This is a genomic window from Candidatus Limnocylindrus sp. (genome assembly GCF_040397235.1).
Taxonomy (GTDB): Bacteria; Chloroflexota; Limnocylindria; order Limnocylindrales; family Limnocylindraceae; genus Limnocylindrus.
Genome location: NZ_JBBAWH010000001.1, coordinates 72,434 through 93,209, shown reverse-complemented (window position 1 = coordinate 93,209; position 20,776 = coordinate 72,434). Strand labels below are relative to the sequence as shown.

At 63.3% G+C, this 20,776-nt stretch carries 17 protein-coding genes and 1 tRNA gene; 3 read left to right on the top strand and 15 right to left on the bottom strand.

Features of this window, described 5'->3' with window-relative positions:
• Positions 1 to 3: 3 nt before the first annotated feature.
• From AC3LB0_RS00520 to AC3LB0_RS00495, 6 genes are all read right to left on the bottom strand, one after another.
• Entirely contained in the window at positions 4 to 1,443 is a 1,440-nt protein-coding gene (locus tag AC3LB0_RS00520) for a YifB family Mg chelatase-like AAA ATPase (RefSeq protein WP_488649224.1), read from the bottom strand.
• Positions 1,444 to 1,487: 44 nt separating this feature from the next.
• The gene (locus tag AC3LB0_RS00515) at positions 1,488 to 2,135 is read right to left on the bottom strand and encodes a hypothetical protein (protein WP_488649223.1); all 648 of its coding nucleotides are present in this window, start codon (positions 2,133 to 2,135) and stop codon (positions 1,488 to 1,490) included.
• Positions 2,132 to 3,040 (bottom strand): prephenate dehydrogenase, encoded by a 909-nt coding sequence (locus AC3LB0_RS00510; protein ID WP_488649222.1) that lies wholly within the window; start codon positions 3,038 to 3,040, stop codon positions 2,132 to 2,134. Before AC3LB0_RS00510 ends, AC3LB0_RS00515 begins: the two co-directional genes overlap by 4 nt.
• 6 nt (positions 3,041 to 3,046) lie before the next feature.
• Entirely contained in the window at positions 3,047 to 4,453 is a 1,407-nt protein-coding gene (locus tag AC3LB0_RS00505; protein ID WP_488649221.1) for a dipeptidase, read from the bottom strand.
• The gene (ftsH, locus tag AC3LB0_RS00500; RefSeq protein ID WP_488649220.1) at positions 4,453 to 6,423 is read right to left on the bottom strand and encodes an ATP-dependent zinc metalloprotease FtsH; all 1,971 of its coding nucleotides are present in this window, start codon (positions 6,421 to 6,423) and stop codon (positions 4,453 to 4,455) included. The genes AC3LB0_RS00505 and ftsH overlap by 1 nt, the downstream gene beginning before the upstream one ends.
• A 37-nt stretch (positions 6,424 to 6,460) precedes the next feature.
• A tRNA-Met gene (locus AC3LB0_RS00495) sits at positions 6,461 to 6,535 on the bottom strand.
• 87 nt (positions 6,536 to 6,622) lie between these two features.
• Between AC3LB0_RS00495 and AC3LB0_RS00490 the strand changes: the two genes are divergently transcribed.
• A complete protein-coding gene (locus AC3LB0_RS00490; RefSeq protein WP_488649219.1) occupies positions 6,623 to 7,096 on the top strand; it encodes an arsenate reductase/protein-tyrosine-phosphatase family protein in 474 nt (157 codons plus the stop codon).
• A 2-nt stretch (positions 7,097 to 7,098) separates the two neighbouring features.
• Here the strand turns inward: AC3LB0_RS00490 and AC3LB0_RS00485 are convergent, their stop codons facing one another.
• The 7 genes from AC3LB0_RS00485 to add all read right to left on the bottom strand — a co-directional run bounded on the left by AC3LB0_RS00485 (position 7,099) and on the right by add (position 15,624).
• Positions 7,099 to 8,124 carry a nucleoside hydrolase gene (locus AC3LB0_RS00485; protein WP_488649218.1) on the bottom strand — a complete coding sequence of 342 codons (1,026 nt, stop codon included), beginning with the start codon at positions 8,122 to 8,124 and terminating at the stop codon, positions 7,099 to 7,101.
• Positions 8,121 to 9,149: a nucleoside hydrolase gene (locus AC3LB0_RS00480; protein WP_488649217.1), complete on the bottom strand. Its 1,029-nt coding sequence runs from the start codon at positions 9,147 to 9,149 to the stop codon at positions 8,121 to 8,123. Before AC3LB0_RS00480 ends, AC3LB0_RS00485 begins: the two co-directional genes overlap by 4 nt.
• 12 nt (positions 9,150 to 9,161) lie before the next feature.
• Positions 9,162 to 10,508, bottom strand: a complete 1,347-nt coding sequence (locus AC3LB0_RS00475; protein WP_488649216.1) for an ABC transporter permease — start codon at positions 10,506 to 10,508, stop codon at positions 9,162 to 9,164.
• Complete coding sequence (locus AC3LB0_RS00470) at positions 10,505 to 11,701, bottom strand: ABC transporter permease (RefSeq protein ID WP_488649215.1); 1,197 nt, start codon at positions 11,699 to 11,701, stop codon at positions 10,505 to 10,507. The genes AC3LB0_RS00475 and AC3LB0_RS00470 overlap by 4 nt, the downstream gene beginning before the upstream one ends.
• Complete coding sequence (locus AC3LB0_RS00465) at positions 11,698 to 13,206, bottom strand: ABC transporter ATP-binding protein (RefSeq protein ID WP_488649214.1); 1,509 nt, start codon at positions 13,204 to 13,206, stop codon at positions 11,698 to 11,700. Before AC3LB0_RS00465 ends, AC3LB0_RS00470 begins: the two co-directional genes overlap by 4 nt.
• Before the next feature lie 115 nt (positions 13,207 to 13,321).
• Positions 13,322 to 14,428, bottom strand: a complete 1,107-nt coding sequence (locus tag AC3LB0_RS00460) for a BMP family lipoprotein (protein WP_488649213.1) — start codon at positions 14,426 to 14,428, stop codon at positions 13,322 to 13,324.
• Between the two features lie 149 nt (positions 14,429 to 14,577).
• Positions 14,578 to 15,624: an adenosine deaminase gene (add, locus tag AC3LB0_RS00455; RefSeq protein ID WP_488649212.1), complete on the bottom strand. Its 1,047-nt coding sequence runs from the start codon at positions 15,622 to 15,624 to the stop codon at positions 14,578 to 14,580.
• Positions 15,625 to 15,701: 77 nt separating this feature from the next.
• Here add and deoC point away from each other — a divergent pair, with 77 nt between their 5' ends.
• Entirely contained in the window at positions 15,702 to 16,637 is a 936-nt protein-coding gene (deoC, locus tag AC3LB0_RS00450) for a deoxyribose-phosphate aldolase (RefSeq protein ID WP_488649211.1), read from the top strand.
• Between the two features lie 41 nt (positions 16,638 to 16,678).
• On the opposite strand, the gene AC3LB0_RS00445 is transcribed toward deoC, so the two are convergent.
• Both AC3LB0_RS00445 and AC3LB0_RS00440 read right to left on the bottom strand, forming a co-directional pair.
• The gene (locus tag AC3LB0_RS00445; protein WP_488649210.1) at positions 16,679 to 17,617 is read right to left on the bottom strand and encodes an aldehyde dehydrogenase family protein; all 939 of its coding nucleotides are present in this window, start codon (positions 17,615 to 17,617) and stop codon (positions 16,679 to 16,681) included.
• 2 nt (positions 17,618 to 17,619) lie between these two features.
• Entirely contained in the window at positions 17,620 to 19,179 is a 1,560-nt protein-coding gene (locus tag AC3LB0_RS00440) for an aldehyde dehydrogenase family protein (RefSeq protein WP_488649209.1), read from the bottom strand.
• 60 nt (positions 19,180 to 19,239) lie between these two features.
• Between AC3LB0_RS00440 and AC3LB0_RS00435 the strand changes: the two genes are divergently transcribed.
• The gene (locus AC3LB0_RS00435) at positions 19,240 to 20,772 is read left to right on the top strand and encodes an aminobutyraldehyde dehydrogenase (protein WP_488649208.1); all 1,533 of its coding nucleotides are present in this window, start codon (positions 19,240 to 19,242) and stop codon (positions 20,770 to 20,772) included.
• Positions 20,773 to 20,776 lie beyond the last annotated feature (4 nt).

Sequence of the window (20,776 nt, the reverse complement as noted above, 5' to 3'; positions counted from 1 at the left end):
CGCTCACCAGTGATCGCCGTGCAGGTGGATCGCCTCCGCCACATCAGCGTCGCCAACAACCTCGCGGCCATCAAGGAGGGCCACCACCATCGCGATCCGCTCAATCTGATTCCATGCGCGTACGCCGAGACCCTCAATCGTGCGGCGCGTCGCAGGGGTCATTACGTCGCCACCGTCGGATCGCTGCAGTAGGGCGGCGCGGACCGATGTTGCGCGCTCGCGAGCCGCCAGCGTGGTGAGTTCGCCGCGCGGGAGCGCAGCAAGAGGCGTGCTCGGTCGGGCAAGCCGCACGCGTAGCGGGAATCGATCACGAATCGGTGCGGAGAGCGAGAGGCTCCCTCGCCGCCGCGCGCTAAGGAGACAGCGACAGGTGCCACTCGGATGCTCCAACTCGCCGCAGCCGCAGGGATTCCCCGTGGCCGCCACGATCGCATCCGCAGGAAAGCGCACCGCGCGCCCCGCTCGAACTAAGTCAACACTCCCCCGTTCAAGTGGTTCGCGCAACGCCTCAAGCGCGTCGCGCCGGAATTCACCGATTTCATCGAGCAGCAGGAGTCCGCGATGTGCCCACGTCAGCTCGCCTGGAGTCATGCGCGGGCCTCCGCCGATGAGCCCCGCCACCGTTATGTCGTGATGCGGTGCCCGTAACGGCGGTCTCAAGGAGAGCCCTACAGCGTGGCCACCTGCAGAGGCGATGGATGCAACCTCACTGCGCTCCTCCACAGCAAGGTCTGGGAGGATCTCATGCAGTGCCCGAGCGAGCATCGACTTGCCCACGCCTGGCGGACCCTCGAGCAGAATTGGAAAACGACCGCATGCTGCAATCAAGACTGCACGCGATGCAATCGGTTGGCCGCGAATGCTTGCGAGCTCGCACGCCACCTCTTCGCTCGGTGCTGGCATCAGAGCGATCTCTGGCAAGGAGGGCGGACCTGCGACTCTGCCGTCGACCGCCGATGCAGCATCCGCGAGCGTTGCAACGGGAATCGCCTCGCCGCGGCACGGCCCCAGCAGCGCCGCCACGCTCGCTGGTAGTAGCACGCGATGCCCAGCTGATAGGAGTGGCAGGGCGAGTGGCAGCGCACCGGGAACGTTGCGCACTCTGCCGTCGAGCGCTAGCTCACCGATCGCTGCCAGCGTTCCTTTGCCACGATGACGAATCTGGCCGCTGGCAAGCAGAATGCCGATCGCGATGGCGAGATCAAACGAGCCGCCACTCTTGCGTAGATCGGCTGGCGCTAGATTGATGGTGATGCGACGAGCGGGCCAGGTGTAACCGGCCGCACGGATGGCGGAGCGTATTCGCTCGCGCGCCTCCCCTACAGCGGTATCGGGGAGTCCCACGATTCGTGTCGCAGGGATACCAGGGGCAACGTCAACCTCGACCTCAACGGGAACCCCCTCAATGCCAACGAGCGCGGTAGAGGCGACTGAGGTTGGCATGGAGAGACGATCACAGCGGCAACATACCGCTCACGTAGCGAGGTCTAGAGGCTTGCTGCAACCTTTGCGATCGTGTCAATCAGGCGCGCCGACCATCCCTCAAGTTCGTCCCTGCGGCGGAGTGCCTCGCTCACCGGCACGAGAGAACCTGCAAGCTTATGCGTCTCACGAATGTGAATAGCGGGCGTGGTCAGCGTGGCAATGAAGACTACGCCAAGGTGCACACGACCAACATCGTCACCATCGTCGTTCAGCAACCCGAGCGGCGTGAAGTGCGGGAGGGTTGACGTGGCAACCTCCTCGACCCACTCTCGAGCGAGCGCGGCACGAATGCCGCCATCGCTGGGCGAGATGTGGCCACCCACGCCGAACGAGGCGCGACCGTGCAGTCGCTTGTCACTGCCACCAGCAAGGCGATCCATCCAGAAGAGCTGCACGTCGCCCGCAGGGGTCCCCTCGGGGCGATAAAGGGCCACCGCATAGGGGATCGGCTGCTTCCAGGAGGGATCCGACTCGAGCTCGCGCCGCGGACGCGCCTGGGCCAACCCGTCGAGGCGTCTAATCTCACGCTCCCCCTCCTCCGAGCTGCTAAAGGCGCGGATCCCAGTCCAGGCGCCTGCAGGGAGCGCAAGGTCGCGAGGGATGCCAACGATCTCCTCGTCGGCGCCCGTTGCCAACGGATCAACGCTCACTCGCTCTCCGTGAGCACCGCGCGCGCAGCGGCGAGGCGCCCCTCCAGGTCCGTGCGACCAATAATTGGGTCGTTCTCTGCGGCGGCCAAGCGCGCATCCCACTGCTCCAAGACGAGTCGTAGCCTCTTCAGCTGGCGGCGAACCTCGCGTGCGTTCGTCGCCAAGATGTCGGCGCCCATCGCCTCAGAGCCACGTGCAAGCCGCGTGGCGGAGAGCCAACCGGTACCGGCGAGCAGGTGCGAGATCTTCCAGCCGTCAGGGGCATCGGCAGCCTCACCGAGTGCCACGGTCTCCACGAGTGCTGCAGCCAGGAGGAGTGGGAGGTGGCTGACCGCGGCGGTGGCGGCGTCGTGCAGCTCCGCCTCAAGGATCACTGGACGCGCACCGCAGCTGGTTGCGAGTCGCTCGACGAGTGCGGCCGCGCCACCACCATTGGAGCGGGGAACAATCACCCAAGGGCGACCAAGGAAGAGATTGGCATCTGCCGCGGTGAAACCAGTCTCGTGGCTCCCCGCCATCGGATGGCCCCCGCAGAAGCGAATGTTGCGCGCCGCCGCCTCTCGCGCGATCCACACCTTCGTTGAGGCAACGTCGGTCACGATCGCCCCATCAGCGAGGCGACCAGAGCGGCGACAGATCACCAGCTCGTCGAGAATTGCGGTCATGGCGATTGGTGGTGCGCAGAGAACCACGAGCGCTGCACCATCAACCGTTTCGGCGATCGAGCGACCAACGGTGTCAATGACTCCCGCCGCCAGCGCCTCTCGCGGGCCCGTCTGCGTTGGTGTCCATGCGGCAATCTCCAGGCCACTCTCATCAAAGGGGCCAACCCCAGCGGGATCTTCACGCAGTGCTCGCGCGATGGAGCCGCCGATGAGGCCGAGGCCGAGCAGCGCTACCTTCACAGGCGGTCAGCCAACGGCGGCGATAGCGTCGAGTGCGCGAATGACGGCGCGGATGCCGCCCTCAAAATTGCCAAGGTCCATCGATTCATTTGGCGCGTGCGCATTGTCGTCTGGTGGCGTGAAGCCGAGCAAGACCACTGGCAGGCCAAGCTCCTTCTGGAAGAGTGCGGCGATCGGAATGGAGCCGCCTTCGCGGATATAGAGCGGCGGCACACCAAAGGTAGCCTCAAGGGCTCCCGCCGCTGCGTTGAGGTACGGGTCGCCAAGTGGGGTGAGGAAGGCGTCACCGTTGCCAAGGTTCTGCACCTCGACCTGCAGCCCGGCAGGGGCGGCAGCGCGCAGTGCCGCCTCAACCTGTCGACCGATCTTCGCGGGGTCCTGTGCGGTCACAAGGCGGCACGAGATCTTGGCGTGCGCATGCGCAGGGATGATCGTCTTGGAGCCGTCACCCATAAAGCCGCCCCAGATCCCATTCACGTCGAGTGTTGGGCGCCCACCGCGTCGCTCGACCGTGGAGTAGCCGCTCTCCCCCGCCGTGGCGGTGGCCCCGATCCCAGCAAGATAGCCGGGCTCATCGAATGGCAGCGCAGCAAATGCGGCGCGATCAGCTGGTGTGAGCGCAACGACATCGTCGTAGAAGCCGGGAACGGTGATGTGGCCGTTCGCGTCATGCAGCGAGGCGATCATGGCGGCGAGAGCGTTGGCGGGATTGACGACGGAGCCGCCGTAACTCCCCGAGTGCAGGTCCACATCGGAGGCGCGCGCATTGATCTGAAGATAGGTGATGCCACGGAGCCCAACCGTCAGTGCGGGGCGGTTGCCGTCAAAGAAGCCGGAGTCGCTGATGATCACGGCGTCGCCGCTGCAGCGGTCTGGGTTCGCCGCCATCCACGCCTCAAGGTTCACGGAGCTCGACTCCTCTTCGCCTTCAAACACGTACTTCACGTTCACTGGCAGAGTGCCGCGCGTGGTGACGAGCGCCTCAAGTGCGCTGAGGTGGATCACGATCTGGCCCTTATCGTCGGCAGAGCCGCGACCGAGCATGCGGCCGTCGCGAACGATCGGCTCGAATGGGCTCGTCTTCCAAAGGTCGAGCGGATCCCCAGGCTGTACATCGTAGTGGCCGTAGATCACCACGGTCGGTAGCGAGCTATTGACGATCTTCTCGGCAACAACGATGGGGTGACCACCCGTCTCACTCACCTCAACGCGCTCTGCGCCGATGCGACGGAGCTCAGTGGCGAGCCACTCGGCGGCTGCCCGGCAATCCGGAGCATGCTCAGGGAGGGCAGAGACGCTCGGGATCTTCAGGAACTCCGCGTACTTCGCCATCCGTGAGGTGGCGGTGACGACGAGATGCGCCTCCTCTGGCCCCTCAAGCCCCTTCCAGGCGAGCGTTGGGGCGTAGGCCATCAGGCTGGCTGCCCCGCCGCCGCGCCGCCAGGACCTGGCTTTACGACCGGTTCGCTCTTCGGCTCGACGCTCGCGGTTGGAATCGAAACTCCCGCGGCGCGAAGGCGATCAAGGAGGCCCGCGTATGCGGCTGGCTTCGCAGGGAGATCGGCGAAGAGCGTCTCAAAGGCGTCTCCCTCAACCGTCTCTTCGGCAATCAGCTTCGCAGCAAGCGCGTCCAAGCGATCGCGATGCTTGGTGAGCACTTCGCGTGCGCGCACGGCGCCACGGTCGATGATCGCGCGAACCTCTTCATCAATCTGCTTTGCGACGGCCTCGGAGTAGTTCTTCTGCTCCGACATCTCGCGGCCCAGGAAGATCATCTCGTCTTGTCGCCCGAGCGTGACGGTGCCCAGCTTCTCGGACATGCCGAAGCGCGTCACCATCTTGCGCGCAAGATCGGTCGCCTTCTCAATGTCGTTCGATGCACCGGTCGTCGTATCACCAAAGACGAGCTGCTCGGCAACGTTGCCACCGAGCATCGCGGCGATCTTGTCTTCAAATTCGCTCTTGCTCTGCAGGTAGCGGTCTTCGGTCGGCAGGTTCATGGTGTAGCCGAGCGCCATGCCGCGGCTGATCACGGTTACCTTGCTGACCGGATCGCACTTCGCAAGGATGCGCCCAACCACCGCGTGACCACCCTCGTGGTAGGCGATGATCTGCTTCTCTGCATCGGTGATGAGGCGGCTCTTACGCTGTGGGCCAGCCATCACGCGATCAAGCGCTTCGGCAAACTCATCCATGCCGATGGTGCGCTTGCTGCGACGTGCGGCGAGGATCGCAGCTTCATTCATGAGGTTAGCCAGATCAGCTCCCGAGAATCCTGCCGAGCGTCGCCCAATCTCTTCAAGGTTCACCGTCTTGTCGAGCGGCTTCCCCTTCACGTGCACCTTCAAGATCGCAACGCGGCCCTTCAGGTCGGGGCGGTCAAGGATCACCTGGCGATCGAAGCGGCCTGGGCGCAGCAGCGCCGGGTCAAGCACGTCGGGGCGGTTGGTGGCCGCGATGATGATCACGTTGGTGCCCGTCTCGAAGCCGTCCATCTCCACGAGGATCTGGTTCAGCGTCTGCTCGCGCTCGTCGTTTGATCCACCAATCCCAGCACCGCGCTGGCGACCGACGGCATCAATCTCGTCAATGAAGACGATGCACGGCGAGTTGCGCTTCGCCTGATCGAAGAGGTCGCGCACGCGTGAAGCGCCAACGCCAACAAACATCTCAACGAATTCGGAGCCAGAGATGCTGAAGAATGGCACGCCAGCCTCGCCGGCGACAGCACGGGCAAGCAGGGTCTTCCCGGTGCCTGGTGAGCCGATCAGGAGGACGCCCTTCGGAATCTTTGCGCCGAGCGCTTCAAAGCGCTCAGGGAACTTCAGGAACTCAACAACTTCTTCCAGCTCAACCTTCGCCTCCTCGACGCCTGCGACGTCGGCAAAGGTGACGGGGGTCTTGTTCGCAATAAACATCTTCGCCTTGCTCTTGCCGAAACTCATCGCCTGGTTGTTCTGGCCTTGGGCGCTGCGCATCATGAAGAGGAAAAGGCCACCGATCAGAAGGACTGGCAGAAGGGCGCTGATCAGTAAGGTAAAGAGCTGGCCGGAGCCGTCGGGCTTCTTGGCGCCGAACGTCACGCTGTCAGGGTTGCGGCCACCAGCAACGGCGGCGGCGCGGACATCGTTGTAAACATCGGTCAGCTGCGTAGGGACCTGCACCTGGTAGCTCTCTGGTGGGGTGCCGATCTTGGTGATGGTCAGGATCTGCTCCTGCTGCATAACGGTGGCGACGCTGCCCCCACGGACTTCGGCCAGGAATGCCGAGTAGTCCTTCGTTGCGGCTGGCACAGGGGTTAGGAGGACGCTACCGAGGAGCACAACGGTGCCGAGAAGCAGGATCAGCATGACTGCACCGTTTCGCAGAGCCTTTGGAATCATTAGGTCCCCTCCATTCTCCGTCTTCCCTAAAGGTTCATGGTAGCGAGGGCAGGAATCGAACCTGCTACCAAGGGCTTATGAATCCCCTGCTCTACCGGTGAGCTACCCCGCCGTGCCCTTCCATAGGATACCGAACGGGGCTCCCTCACGCACCACGAGCCTGGAGCCTGCAAAGGAGGTGATCGGCTAGGCTCCAAGGATGTTGCGAATCCTTATCCTCTGCCACGGCAACATCTGCCGCTCCCCTCTCGCTGAGGTGCTCATTGAGGCGGCGATCAGCGCCGACCCGCTCCTCGCTGGGCGCGTGGTGGTCTCAAGCGGTGGTACTTCCGATGAGCATGCCGGCGAGGAGATGCATGCGAATAGCGCCGCCATCTTGAGCGCACGCGGCCTGCGAAGTAGCCACCATGCGCGCCTCTTTACGCCGGCCCTCGCTGCGACCCTTGATCTGGTGCTCGCCGCAGATCAGACAAACCTGCGATACGGGCGCAGCACCATCCGCATGGCAGAGCGGCAGCCAGAGATCCGTCTGCTCAGGGACTTTGACCCAACCGCCGTTGGTCGCGATCTCGACGACCCGTGGGGGCACCCGCCAACAGAGTACGAACGTACCGCCACGGAGATTACGGCGGCGATCCCAGGCCTACTCGCGGAGCTCCGCGACCGGATCTAGCGCTACTTAAACGAGAGGATCGCGTCCACGAGAACACGGTCGAAGGCGTCGGCATCAACACCAACCGCCACATCCACGTCGGGGGTGCGTCCGCGCTGCTTCAGGCGATCGCCATACCAGTCGGTAATCGTTCGCCCACGTGCAAGGTCGCCGAGCTCAACATCAACGGCGGCATGTACCAGCGCCAGCAGGTTCGGGACCGCAAGGTGCGCGACCGCCACGGCATCATGTACGGCGGATGCTGGCCAGTCGTAGCGGTCCTTGTGGAAGATGGCGTAGAAGCGCAGCAGGTCGGCAAAGATCTTTGCCGGCAGCGTTCCCGCCGCATCAAGCCGCTTCATCGCCGCTTCGCCCGTAAGGGCGCGGTGCGTTGCGTCGAGGCAGACCATCGTGATCGGGATCCCGGAAGCAAAGACGATCGCTGCAGCGTCAGGATCAACATACGAATTGAACTCCGCCGATGCGGTCACATTCCCCTCGGCGATTGCGCCGCCCATCCAGCAGATGTGGGCGATCTTCGCCTTCAGTTCTGGGTGATCTCGGAGCAGGATCGCAATGTTCGTCAGTGGGCCGAGCGGTACAAGTGTCACCCGCTCGCTCGCCTCACGCAGCAGCGTCGCAATCAGGTCGACGGCGCCCGCTGCGTGCTCAAGGCCTGTTGGCTCTGGAAGCTCAGCGCCGTCGAGCCCCGAGTCACCGTGCACATACGGCGCAACCCAGAGTGGTCGCACGAGTGGCACAGCAGCGCCAGCGGCAACACGCACCTCGTTGGCGCCAAGCAGGGCTAGGGTGCGGCGCAGGTTCTCGTAGGTCTTTGGCAGCGATGCGTTGCCAGCAACAGCGGTGACGCCGAGCACCTTCAGCTCTGGGCGGGCAAAGGCAACGGCGAGCGCCATTGCATCGTCATGGCCAGGATCACAGTCGATGATGATCGGCAGTGGCTTCGCAACGGTGCCGAGTGGTGCGCGGCGTGGCGACGGCGGGAACGGCGTCGAGAGCGGGAGCGGGTTCGGCCTCAGCTCGCTCATGGCAGCTTCGAGTAGATATCTACCATCTCGTCTGCGAATCGCTTGCTGTCGATGGTGAGCCCCACGTCGCAATTCGGCTCCAACTTGTCACGCTTGAGGCGGTATGGATTCGCATCTCCAATCGTGCGACCGCGCGCCGGTCCCTGCGTTGCATCTACCACCACGTGATAAGGCGATACGCCGACGAGATCTGGAATCGCGAGGTGCAGCACGGCGACGGCGTCGTGAATGGCCATCTTCTCGCCCTGGCCCCAGGCGGCGGAGCGGTCAAACGAGAACTTCAGCAGTTCTGCGGCAACCTTCGCCGATGCACCAGGGAGTGCCGCGAATCGATCAAGGATCGTTCGGTCGAGGATTGCATGATGGGTAACGTCGAGGCCAATCATCGTGATTGGCAGGCCACTGTTGAACACAATCTCGGCCGCGGTTGGATCTGCATAGATATTGAACTCCGCCGATGCAGAGGAGTTCCCCTCCCCTACCGAGCCGCCCATCAGGCAGATGTGCGAGATCTTTGGTGCGAGATGTGGGTATGAACGAATCAGCAGCGCGATATTGGTGAGTGGGCCCACTGGGGCAATCGCCACCGGCTCTGGTGATGCCTCCAGGATGCGCGCCATCAGTGCCACAGCCCCTTCTGGTTCGGCTGTGCGCGGAGCCTTCGGCAGCTTGGTGTTGCCAAGGCCTCCCTCGCCATGGACTTCGGTGGCGCGCTCAAGGGGCCCAGAGAGCGGTCCGACCGCACCTTCGGCAACTGGCACATCACCAGCACCGTAGAGCTGCAGCAGGCGCAGTGCGTTCTCCGTGCAGTGCCGCACGTCGGCATTGCCGCCAACGCTTGTCACCGCAAGCAGGTTGATCTCGGGCCGCACCACCGCGCACGCAATCGCTAACGCGTCATCAAGCCCTGGATCACTATCGATGATCAGCGGCAGCGGCTTGGCGACGGTGCCAAACGGTGCCGTTCGAGGAGTGAGCTTCGCGTGATGGAAGGTCGGCGAACCGAGCACCGACGGGTTGCTCACAGCGCCAGCGCCCTATCCCTGGTCGTACGGACGGCCAGCCGAAGCCGGAGCGCGCACTCGACCAATAAGGCCCGCCACAACGATGATCGTGACGATGTACGGCATCGAGAGCAGGATTTGCGGTGGCACCGAAACGCCGAGCCCTGAGAGGAGCGTTGTTGCCGCACTCGTCATACCGAAGATCAGCGACGCTCCGAAAGCGTAGACGGGATTCCACGCGCCAAAGATCACCGCGGCGAGTGCAATAAAGCCCTTACCCGCGCTGGTGTTGATGCCGAAGCCGCCAGTACCGCTCAGTGCGATGTAACTGCCAGCAAAGCCTGCAAGCAGACCAGCGATCAGCATTGCGCGATAGCGCAGCTTCACCACGTCAATGCCCACTGTTCCGGCGGCGTTCGGCTGCTCACCAGACGCACGCAGACGCAGTCCCCAACGGGTGCGGAAGATCATGTAGGTGAAGAGGAGCACCAGCCCAACGGAGATGTAGAAGTAGGGGCTCAGCGAGAAGAGGATCGGTCCGATCACAGGGATGTCAGAAAGGAAAGGAATCTGAATCGGCATGATACCGATCGGCCTGTTGAATTCGCTGTATGGCGCCAGGATACGAAGGTACGCGAAGCTAGTGATGCCGAGCGCGCCGATGTTGATCACTGTGCCGGCAATAATCTGGTCGACCTTGTAGCGAATCCCGAGCCATGCGAGGAAGAGGCTCACACCTGCGCCGAAGATTGCGCCTGCGAGAGGGCCCGCGATTGCGACTCCCGTAATGCTCGAAGCAATTGATCCAACCATGGCGCCGAACAACAGCTTCCCTTCAATCGCAATGTTCAGGAACCCGCTGCGCTCCGCAATAATGCCGGCAAGAGCGCCAATCCCGACGGGGATGGCGTACGTCAACGTGCTGGTGAGGAAGACGGTCAGATTCGCAGTCGTACCGTCAAGGAGGCGGGCCAGGAGGGCAAACACCAAGACGGGCGAGACGAGACCGATTGCAATGCGCCACCTGAATGAGGCGCGGCGCACAAATTGCAAGGCAGCCATCGCACCAAAACCGGCCGTGACGGCGGCCCAGAGTAGAACTACCGGCACTGAGAACGAGATATCTGTGCCGCCGACCTTGTCCACCCAGAATGCGAAATTCCCCTCAACTTCCGATGAGCCAGATGTAATCGCAAGGGATAGGAGCGCGAAAAGCGCAAAGAGCACCGCGCGGACGCGCGAGGCGATGAGCTGTTGCTGCGCATCTGCGCCGTCTACTGCCGAGCCTGATCGCTTTGCCGGGGCAGACGTGGTGGTCTTCGCGCGAGCCGCTGCCACTGGCCTCTTCTTATTGCTCACGTTGCCTCCCTTCGTGCTCATTTGCCCACCGAACGTTGTCGTCGTCGGAACGGATTTTTCAAGATGCCGAGCGTCAACTCAGGGGCTGCGATGAAGGCGATAACGAGTGCCTGAATAAAGAGAAGCATTTCAATTGGGATGCTTGTCTCAACCTGCATCAGGCTACCGCCGTGCTGCAGTAGGCCGAAGACGAGGGCGGTCGCAACCACGCCGCTCGGCCGGGTACCACCGACGAGGGCGATAGCGATCGCAGTGAAGCCAACGCTCCCCGCGATACCAGGCGAGAGCTGCTTGATCGTACCGACAGCCACAAGCGCACCACCAAGACCGGAGATGGCTCCTGAAATCAGCATCGCGGTGATGATCGAAGTACTTGCGCCAATGCCTGCATATTTCGCTGCAGCAAGGTTCAAGCCGGCTGCACGAAGCTCAAAGCCACGAGTGGACCGGAAGAGGAACCAGCTGACCGCAGCGGCGGTGAGGAGCGCGATGATGATGCTGATGTCCATCCGCAGGGCTGCGATCGGCAAGATTCCTGGGAGGTCCACGAACTGGCTGAGCTCCTTCGATACTGGCTGAATGCGTGGTGGCTTCTGGATAAATTCGAAGTTTGATACGAGGAAGAAGACAAACTGCCCAGCGATGAAGTTGAGCATGATCGTCGTGATCACCTCACTTGCGCCGACGCGTGCCTTCAAATAGCCTGGCAGGAATGCCCAGGCTGCTCCCCCAATGATTCCAAAGATCATCACGAGGAGGATTGCAATAGGTGCTGGCGTAACGCCTGCGCCGAATACGAGCGCTGCAATGGTGCCGCCCACGGCGCCCATGGTGTACTGGCCAGCACCGCCAATGTTGAAGATGCCGGTGCGGAAGGCAACGGAAACGCCCAGTCCGACGAAGATCAGGGGTACGGAGGCAACTACGCTCTCAACCAGCGGGCGTAGTGCGCGCGCCCACAGCTTGATGTCGCCATCAGAGGCGAGTGCCTTGCCGATATTCTCTGGATCGCCGAACGCTCCGCGGAATAGGGCGCTGTAGGAGGCTGCTGCTCGCCCAATGCCAAGGCCCAACGCTCCAATTGGATCAGAGAGCAGCCCGCCGAGCACTTCGACGTCGGTGAAGATGATGAAGATCGCGCCAACGAGCAGCGCCACTGAGATGGAGAGCGCTGGAACCCGAATCTTCGAGCCGAACCTCTTCAACCTGCTCACTTGATGATACCCCCCATGAGGAGGCCGACCCGCTCACGCGTCGCCTCTTTGGCATCCAGGATTCCCACAATCCGACCCTCGTACATAACGGCAACGCGATCGCCAAGTGCCAACACCTCATCAAGCTCCGTACTCACAATCAACACGGCAGCGCCTGCATCGCGCTGCTCCACGATGCGGCGGTGGATGTATTCGATCGAGCCGACGTCCAGACCACGCGTTGGCTGCGCAGCAATGACCAAACGAACATTGCGGCTAAATTCGCGCGCAACAATCACCTTCTGCTGATTGCCGCCGGAGAGCGACGCAATGTCTGTGCTAATTGATGGGGTGCGAATGTCAAAGTCTTTCACCGCCTGCTCCGTTGCGGCGGCGATCGCCTTGCGGTTCAGCAGGCCGTTCTTGCTGTACTGCGGCAGGTGGTACGTGTTCAAGATGTAGTTCTCCGCGATCGTCATGCCCTTCACCATGCCGTCGCGGTTGCGATCTTCAGGAATGTGGGCAACTCCTGCCATCGCGATCTCACGTGGCGAACCAGCATGCAGCGACTTCTTCTCCAGGGTGACGGTGCCTGAGTCAACGAGCCGCAAGCCGGTCAGGGCTTCCACGAGCTCTGTTTGGCCATTCCCCTGCACGCCCGCAACAGCGAGGATCTCTCCGCTCCGAACCTCAAAGGTCGCGTTGTTCACGGCAATGCCGCCCGCGTCGTTCAAAACATTCAACCCTTTCACCTGCAAGATCGGCTCGGCAACCTTGGACTTGGAACGGCTGACCGTGAGCTGCACCTCGCGCCCCACCATCATCTCCGCGAGCTTGGCGGCGGTCGCCTTCTTCGGCGTCGTCTCGCCTGCGATAGCACCGCGGCGCAGCACGGTGATCTTGTCGGCAACGGCGATGACCTCGTTCAGCTTGTGGGTGATGAAGATGACCGAGGTACCGCCCTTTGCAAGGCCACGAATAATCTCGAAGAGTTCCTCCGTCTCCTGCGGAGTGAGCACGGCTGATGGCTCATCGAGGACGAGAATGTCACTCTTGCGATAGAGCGCCTTGAGGATCTCAACGCGCTGACGTACACCAACGGGGAGTGATTCGATCTTTGCGTCTGGGTCAACGTGGAGGCCGTGCCTCTTTGAGAGCTCAACAACCTGCGCGCGTGCAGTGGCCCGATCAAAGCTGCCGAGAGGGCCCTTGGTTGGCTCGTTGCCGAGCACGACGGATTCAGTGACGTCGAAGACGGGGACGAGCATGAAGTGCTGGTGCACCATGCCGATGCCCGCATCAATGGCCTGGGCAGGATCGCGGAAGATGCGCTCCTTGCCATCAATCAGAATTTTGCCGGAATCAGGCCGATAGAGGCCCGAGAGGATGTTCATGAGGGTGGTCTTCCCTGCGCCGTTCTCACCGAGAAGGCCGAGAACCTGACCCTTATCGACAGAGATAGAGATGCGATCGTTCGCCAGAACGCCAGGGAACTGCTTCGTAATCTTCTGCAGTTCAAGCCTCATGCGACGCGTGCCCTCCCTACTCTGTCACTGCTTTGCTGGAGATACTCTTCCGCCCGGATGCCGAAGCACCCGGGCGGAGAGCTACTACTTCATCGCCGAAACGATGGAGAAGTACTTACTTCTTTGCCCACTCAAGGACATTAACTGAGCCGTCAATGATCGCGGCCTTAAGGGCATCGACCTCTGCCTTGAGCTCAGCGGTTACGAGCGTGCCGAAGGTGGCTGTCCAAGCCGACTCGGTGCGATCGAGCGTGGCGATCTGAACGCCACCGTTCTCGAGCGTACCGATGTAGTTGGTGCCACCCTTCTTGCCTGCGAAGTTGTCGTTCACTGCCGTGATCACTGCAGCACCGATGTTCTTCTGTGCTGAGGTCAGGAGCGTTCCACAATACTCAGGAAGGCTGATGCACTGGTCAAGGTCCACACCGACTGAGTACTTGCCTGCATCAAGCATTGCCTGATACGTGCCGTTACCCGTGGTGCCCGCAACTGCGTGCACAACGTCAGCGCTCTGGCCCATGAAGGCGTCAGCGGTCGTCTTACCAAAGTCCACGTCGTTGAACGGCGCGGTGCTTGGGTTGAACGTGCCGGTGGCTGCGACTGGATCCCAGCCCAAGACATCGGTTGCAACGCCCTTCTTGTCGGCGTAGTACTTGGCGCCGGCGACCCAGCCATCCATGAACTTGGTTACGCCTGGGTATGGGGCTCCACCGTAGGTGGCGATCACGTGGGTCTTCGAAATGCCAGCTGCCAAGTAGGCGGCGAGCATCGAAGCCTCGTCGATCTGGAAGTCGATACCGGTGAAGTTCGCCGGAATCGTGCCATCCTCAAGTGCCCAGGTTGCGTCTACCCAGCCGAATGCAATGTCTGCATTGGCTACGTCGACGGCGGCTGCCTGCAGGGCGGTGCCCTGGTTGTAGCCGACCGCGATCACGGTATTGCAGCCCTCGTCGATCAACTGCTGAATGTTCGGCGCGTACGACGAATCATCAACAGCGGTCGTCAAGGCCGTCTGGAACCCTTCAGCCTTGAGTGCCTCGAGGCCCTCGAAGGCTGACTGGTTGAAGTTCTTGTCGGCAGGTCCACCCGTGTCCAACGAGAGGCATGCCTTGTAATCGGCCTTCCCGGCATCGACGGAAGCTGACGGCGAAGCCGTCGAGCTACCGCACGCTGCGGCGAGAAGAGCGAGAACGGTGAGGAGCGCGAACATTCGCGTCTTCATATGTATGTAGCCCTCCGCTATTTTCTTTTGCTCAGACGCCCACGGCGCCGAGCAGGTCAGCCATTCGCTGACCGTGGCGGCATTGTGCCTCATAACGGCGGGATATGCGCACGCATTGCAATTGGGTAGCGAGGAAGGTTGCGGCTCTGTTACATACCCCGCTGCGATAGCCACGTCTCCAGGGCGTTCCTGAGGCGGGTTTTGGTTCCCTGCTCGGCGAAGGCGAAGTCGTAGCCGGTTCGCGCCAGGGCAATCAGGTCTGACGCGGGGAGCCCCAGCCGACGATGCACATGGAGGTACTCCTCTGAGAGGGTGATGTCGCTCACCACCAGGTCGTCGGTATTGAGGGTGATTGGCACGCCGTGGTGGCGCAGCTCGGCGATTGGGAAATCTCCGTAGCCCGGAACGATGGCGGCCTGCGTATTGCTGGTAGGACAGAGGTCGAGAGAGACGTTGCGCGCGGCGAGCTCGGCGCAGAGCGATGGGTCATCAACGGCGACGCCGCCATGGGCGATGCGCGCCGGCTGCACCTCTAGGGCGCGACGCACCTGCGCCGCGCCGCCCCACTCCCCTGCATGGAGGGTGATAGCGAGTCCACCGCTGCGCGCGATGTCGAATGACTCTTTGAATGTGAGAGGGTCAGGGAAGGCGGCCTCACGACCAGCAAGATCGAACCCCACGACGCCGATGTCTTGAGCGGCAACTGCTGCAGTTGCGAGGCTGCGATTCTCTTCCAGCGAGTGCGAGCGAAGGGCGGTGACGATCAAGCGCACCTCGATGCCAGTTTCTGCGGAGGCGCGTCGCGCGCCCGCCGCAACGGCGGCGATCACTTGCGACTGCGTGAGCCCTTTCGCGGTGTGGAGGTGTGGCCCCCAGCGCATTTCAAGGTAGGCGACGTGCTCTGCAGCTTTGACGCGCACCAACTGCTCAGCGGCGCGATCGAGCGCCTCGGCATCTTGCAGGAGGGCGATTGGCAGGTCGAATGCGCGCAAGAGATCGGCCTGATCGGCGCAGCGCTCCGGGGCGACGAGGGCGGCGCGCATCCCTGCCCAATCCCGCGGGGCATCAACGTTGCGCGTTGCGGCAAGTTCAAGGGCCAAGGCCGGATCCAGTGAGCCATCAAGGTGGAGATGAAGCTCAGGCTTCGGCATCTCAAAGAAGAGGCGACGCGCATCATCGGCACGCTGGAACTCCACTGCTCCCCTCCCCTCGCGTTGTCTCGCAGGCTGCGCACCCGCGTGCGCATCTCCGCGAGAGAGAGGATACTCCCACTATGACCTCATCACTACCGGTTGCTACAGATTCGCGAGCGCTCGGGGCCTGGCTCCGTGACGCGACCCCCGTTGACCGTGTTGGCATTGAGGAGCGTGTCGCCACCCTCAAGACGCGCTCCATTAAGAAGTCTTCCAAGGTGTGGGCGCTGCGCCTAGCGCTAAGCATGTGCGACCTCACCACCCTCGAAGGGAGAGACACGCCTGGGAAGATCCGCCAGCTGGCGACCAAGGCGATGCGCCCGCTCCCTGGCGATACGTCAATGCCCTCGGTCGCGGCACTCTGCTGCTACCCAGACCTCGTTGGCGTAGCGAAAGAGGCGCTCAAGGGGAGCGGCGTCAAGGTTGCCGCTGTCGCCACCGCCTTCCCGAGCGGGCGCTCGTGGATCGACCTCAAGATTGCCGAAACGAAGTACGCGGTTGCCGCTGGTGCCGACGAGATTGACATGGTCATCGACCGCGGCGCCTTCCTTGCCGGTGATTACGCCAAGGTGTGGGACGAGATCGTCGCCGTAAAAGAGGCCTGCGGCCCTGCGCATCTGAAGGTCATCCTCGAGACGGGCGAGCTGGGCACCTATGACGATGTTCGGCGCGCATCTGCACTCGCCATCGCCGCCGGCGGCGACTTCATCAAGACCTCAACGGGCAAGGTCACACCGGCGGCGACGCTCCCGGTGACCCTCGTCATGCTGGAGACCATTCGCGAACATTGGAACCGCACCGGCAAGGTGGTGGGCATGAAGCCGGCCGGAGGGATTCGAACGGCGAAAGAGGCGATTCAATACTTGGTGGTCGTCCACGAGACGCTCGGCCCTGACTGGCTCACCCCCGACCGCTTCCGTTTCGGCGCATCGAGCCTGGTGAACGACCTGCTGATGCAGCTCGAAAAAGAGGTGACGGGCGCCTACGCCGATCCGGACGACTTCACCCTCGACTAGCACGTACTGATCGGCGCGCCTCACCGGCGCGGGGGCGTCGGCTAGGAGCCGATTGGGTGCCAGACGGTCTTCATTTCAAGGAAGGCGGTGATGCCGTCGATGCGCTCGCCGCGCTCGCCATCAAAGGCGTCGGCGCGATCCTTCGCCCCATGCGGGCGACGCGCGACGCGGGCGACGTGCTCGGCGGCACCCTGCTCCGCCTCGACGAGCAGTGCGTCGGGGCAGCCCCACAGGTCGAACCCATCGATATCGGCGTGACGCACCAGGTGCGGCAGCAGTTCGGCTCGGCGTGCGGTGATGATGTTCACCACGCCCGCCGGCACATCGCTCACGGCGAGTGTTTCAGCCAGGGTGACGGCGGGGAGCGGCGCCGATTCGCTCGCCAACACAATCGCCACGTTCGCTCCAGCGAGGATGCCGCCGAGACGCGAGACGAGGCCGAGGAGCGGCGATGCCTCAGGGGCGATGGAGGCGATAACGCCGGTCGGCTCTGGCAGGGTGAAGACGAAGTGCGATGAGGCGACGGGATTGGTGCCGCCAAGTACGGCAGAGAGCTTGTCGGGCCAGCCTGCGTACCAGACCATGCGATCGATAGCGGCGGAGACCTCTGCTGCCGCGTCAGACTTCGATGCGCCGTGACTGATCAGGTCATCGCGGAACTGCGCCGCGCGACCCTCCATCAGTTCGGCAACGCGATAGAGGATCTGCCCGCGCACCATTGCGGTGCGTGCGGCCCACGGCTCGGCGGCGATTCGCGCAACGCGCACCGCTTCACGCAGGTCCTTGCGCGAGCCGCGTGCAATGTTGGCGACGCCGCCCTTTGCGAGTTGAACCTCTTGGCTTCGACCAGATTCGCTCCGTGGGAATGCGCCGCCGATATAGAGCTTGGCGGTGCGGCGCACCTCAAGACGCTCGGAGCTCTCTGACTCAATCGCCAGCGGGAGGTTGAGCTTCTCAGTGCGCTTCGACTTCTTCCCCATGACTAGGAGCTCCTCAGATAGGCGTGCAAGCCCTGCATGCCGCCCTCGCGTCCGTACCCAGACTCTTTGTAGCCACCGAACGGCGCAGTTGGATCGAAGCGGTTGAAGGTATTCGCCCAGACCACGCCCGCCTTGAGGGCGCTGGCGACCTGCAGGATGCGGCTCCCCTTCTCGGTCCAGATGCCGGCGGAGAGTCCGTACGCCGTGTTGTTCGCCTTCTCAATCGCCTCATCCACGGTGCGGAAGGTGATGGTGGCCAAGACGGGTCCGAAGATCTCTTCGCGGGCGATGCGATGGCTTTGCGCCACATTGGTGAAGAGGGTTGGGCGGTAGAACCAGCCGCGCGTTGGTAGGTCGCAGGCCGGCTGCCAAATCTGGGCCCCCTCGGCGACGCCACTCGCAACGAGCTCACCGATGCTCTCCATCTGGGCCTTCGAGTTGATCGCGCCGACGTCGGTGTTCTTATCCATCGGATCGCCGATGCGCAGCATCGACATGCGGTCGCGCAGCCGCGCAAGGAACTCTTCGGCAATGGACTCCTGAACGAGGAGGCGGCTGCCGGCGCAGCAGACCTCACCCTGGTTGAAGAAGATGCCGTTGACGACGCCCTCGACCGCCTGATCGAGCGCCGCATCTTCGAAGACGATGTTGGCCGCCTTGCCACCGAGTTCGAGGGTGAGCCCCTTTCCCTGTCCGGCGATCCCCTTCGCAATCGTGACGCCGACTGAGGTGCTGCCGGTGAAGGCGACCTTCGCGACACGTGGGTCGGTGACGATCGACATTCCCGTGCTGCCAGGGCCGGTGATGATGTTGACGACCCCATCTGGGAGTTCCGCCTGGCGGCAGACATCGGCGAAGAGGAGCGCGGTGAGTGGCGTCGTTGAGGCGGGCTTCAGGACCACGGTGTTACCCGCGGCAAGAGCCGGGGCGATCTTCCACGCCAGCATGAGGAGTGGGAAGTTCCACGGGATCACCTGCCCAACGACGCCGTGCGCCTCGGGTCGACGGCCAGGAACGGCGTACTGAAGCTTGTCGGCCCAGCCGGCGTAGTACCAGAAGTGTGCGGCGGCGAGAGGCACATCCACGTCACGCGACTCGCGGATCGGCTTCCCTGAGTCCATCGTCTCGGTGACGGCGAACTCGCGGCTGCGCTCCTGCAGGATCCGGCTGATGCGGTAGAGGTACTTCGCCCGTTCGCGTGGGTGCAACTTCGACCAGACCTTGCGATAGGCGCGATCGGCGGCCTCAATGGCGCGGTCGGCGTCGGCGGGGGTCCCCTTCGCGATCTCGGCGAGGGGCTCCTCTGTGGCCGGGTTGTAGGTGATGGTGACCTCGCCGCCTGAGGGGGCGCGCTCCTTCCCGTCGATGAAGAGGCCGTAGCGCTGGCGAATCGTGACGATCTCGCGGGACTCTGGGGCGGGGGCGTAGGCCCACGGGCTGTTGCCGGCGAGACCTGAACTTGCAGGGGCCACGATCGCTGCGGGGGCGGGGGTCGTTACGCTGACGGCGCGCGTAGGGGTCCGTCGAGGTGCGGCGCCCTTCGGTGACTGATCGCTAGGCATAGGTGCATCCTAGCGCGCCCACCACTTCCAGCGACGCGGCGTATCGCCTACCCTTCGCTCATGACAAGTCGCGCACCAGGGGCAACTCCCCCGTTCACCCCAACGATGCTGATTGACGGCGCCTCATGTGGGGCTGCCGGCGGGCGAACCTTCACCCTGCGCCACCCCGCCACGGGCGCAGCGATCGGCGAAATCCCACACGCTTCGGCCACCGACGTTGACGCCGCCATCGCTGCAGCTCGACGTGCGTTTGATACTGGAGGCTGGCGCACGACGCTCCCAGCCGAGCGCGCGCGACTCCTTCTCGCACTGGCCGACGCGGTTGAACGCGAGGCGGATCACTTTGCCGATCTTGAGGTGTGGCAGACGGGCACCGCGCGCAAACTGCGACGCGACGGCGACATTCCTGCCGTCGTTGACCATTTGCGCTACTTCGCTGGCGTCCTGCGTACCCCCGACGGGATCGCCGCAGGTGAATACACCGGCAACCACACCTCCATGATTCGGCGGGAGCCGATCGGCGTTGCCGCACTGATCGCGCCGTGGAACTATCCGCTCGCCATGGCGGTCTGGCAGGCGGCGCCCGCGCTGGCCGCCGGCAACACCGTCGTCATGAAGCCAGCCAGCGCCACACCGCTCGCAGCACTACGGCTGGCAGAGTTGGCGCGCGAAGTCGGCTTCCCGGCGGGCGTCGTCAATGTCATCACCGGACCAGGTGCCGAAATCGGCGCGCAATTCGCCGCAGATCCGCGCATCGACATCATCGCCCTCACGGGCGATAGCGCAACTGGTCGAGAGCTGATGGCTGCCGGCGCGCCAACGCTGAAGCGTCTGCATCTAGAGCTTGGTGGTAAGGCGCCGTTCGTTGTCTTTACCGACGCCGACATTGAGGCCGCCGCGCGAGGAGCGATCGCTGGGGCCTTCGTCAACGCTGGTCAGGACTGCACCGCAGCCACGCGCCTCTACGCGCAAAGCGACATCTTCGACCGCCTCGTGGCCCGCATTGCTGAGCTCACCGCGCAGGTGCGCATCGGTGACCCTTTTGATCCGGCGACAGATCTCGGCTCGCTCATCTCGCGCACGCATCGCGATCGAGTCGCTGGCTACGTTGACCGCGCCGTTGCCGCAGGGGCGCGGATCGTGGTGGGCGGCAGTGCGCAGCCGAAGGGCGTCCCAGCCGAGGGTGCCTACTTCGCGCCAACGCTCATCGTCGGCGCGCAGCAGTTCAGCGAGATTGTGCAGCAGGAGGTCTTCGGTCCGGTGCTCGTGGCTCTCCCATTCAGCGACGAGGCCGAAGCGATCGCCCTCGCAAACGACACGCCGTATGGCCTCGCCTCCAGCTGCTGGACGAGTGATGTGGCGCGCGCCCATCGCATGGCGGCGGCGCTCAACTTCGGTTCGGTGCTGATCAACGACCATCTCCCCTTCCTGAGCGAGATGCCGCATGGTGGCTTCAAGCAGTCGGGATTCGGCAAGGACCTCAGCCGCTACTCCTTTGAGGAGTACACGCAGATCAAGCACGTAGCAATTGAGATCACTGGCGAGGCCGAGAAGGGCTGGCACTGGACGATCTTCGGAGACCCGAAGAGGTAGTTCG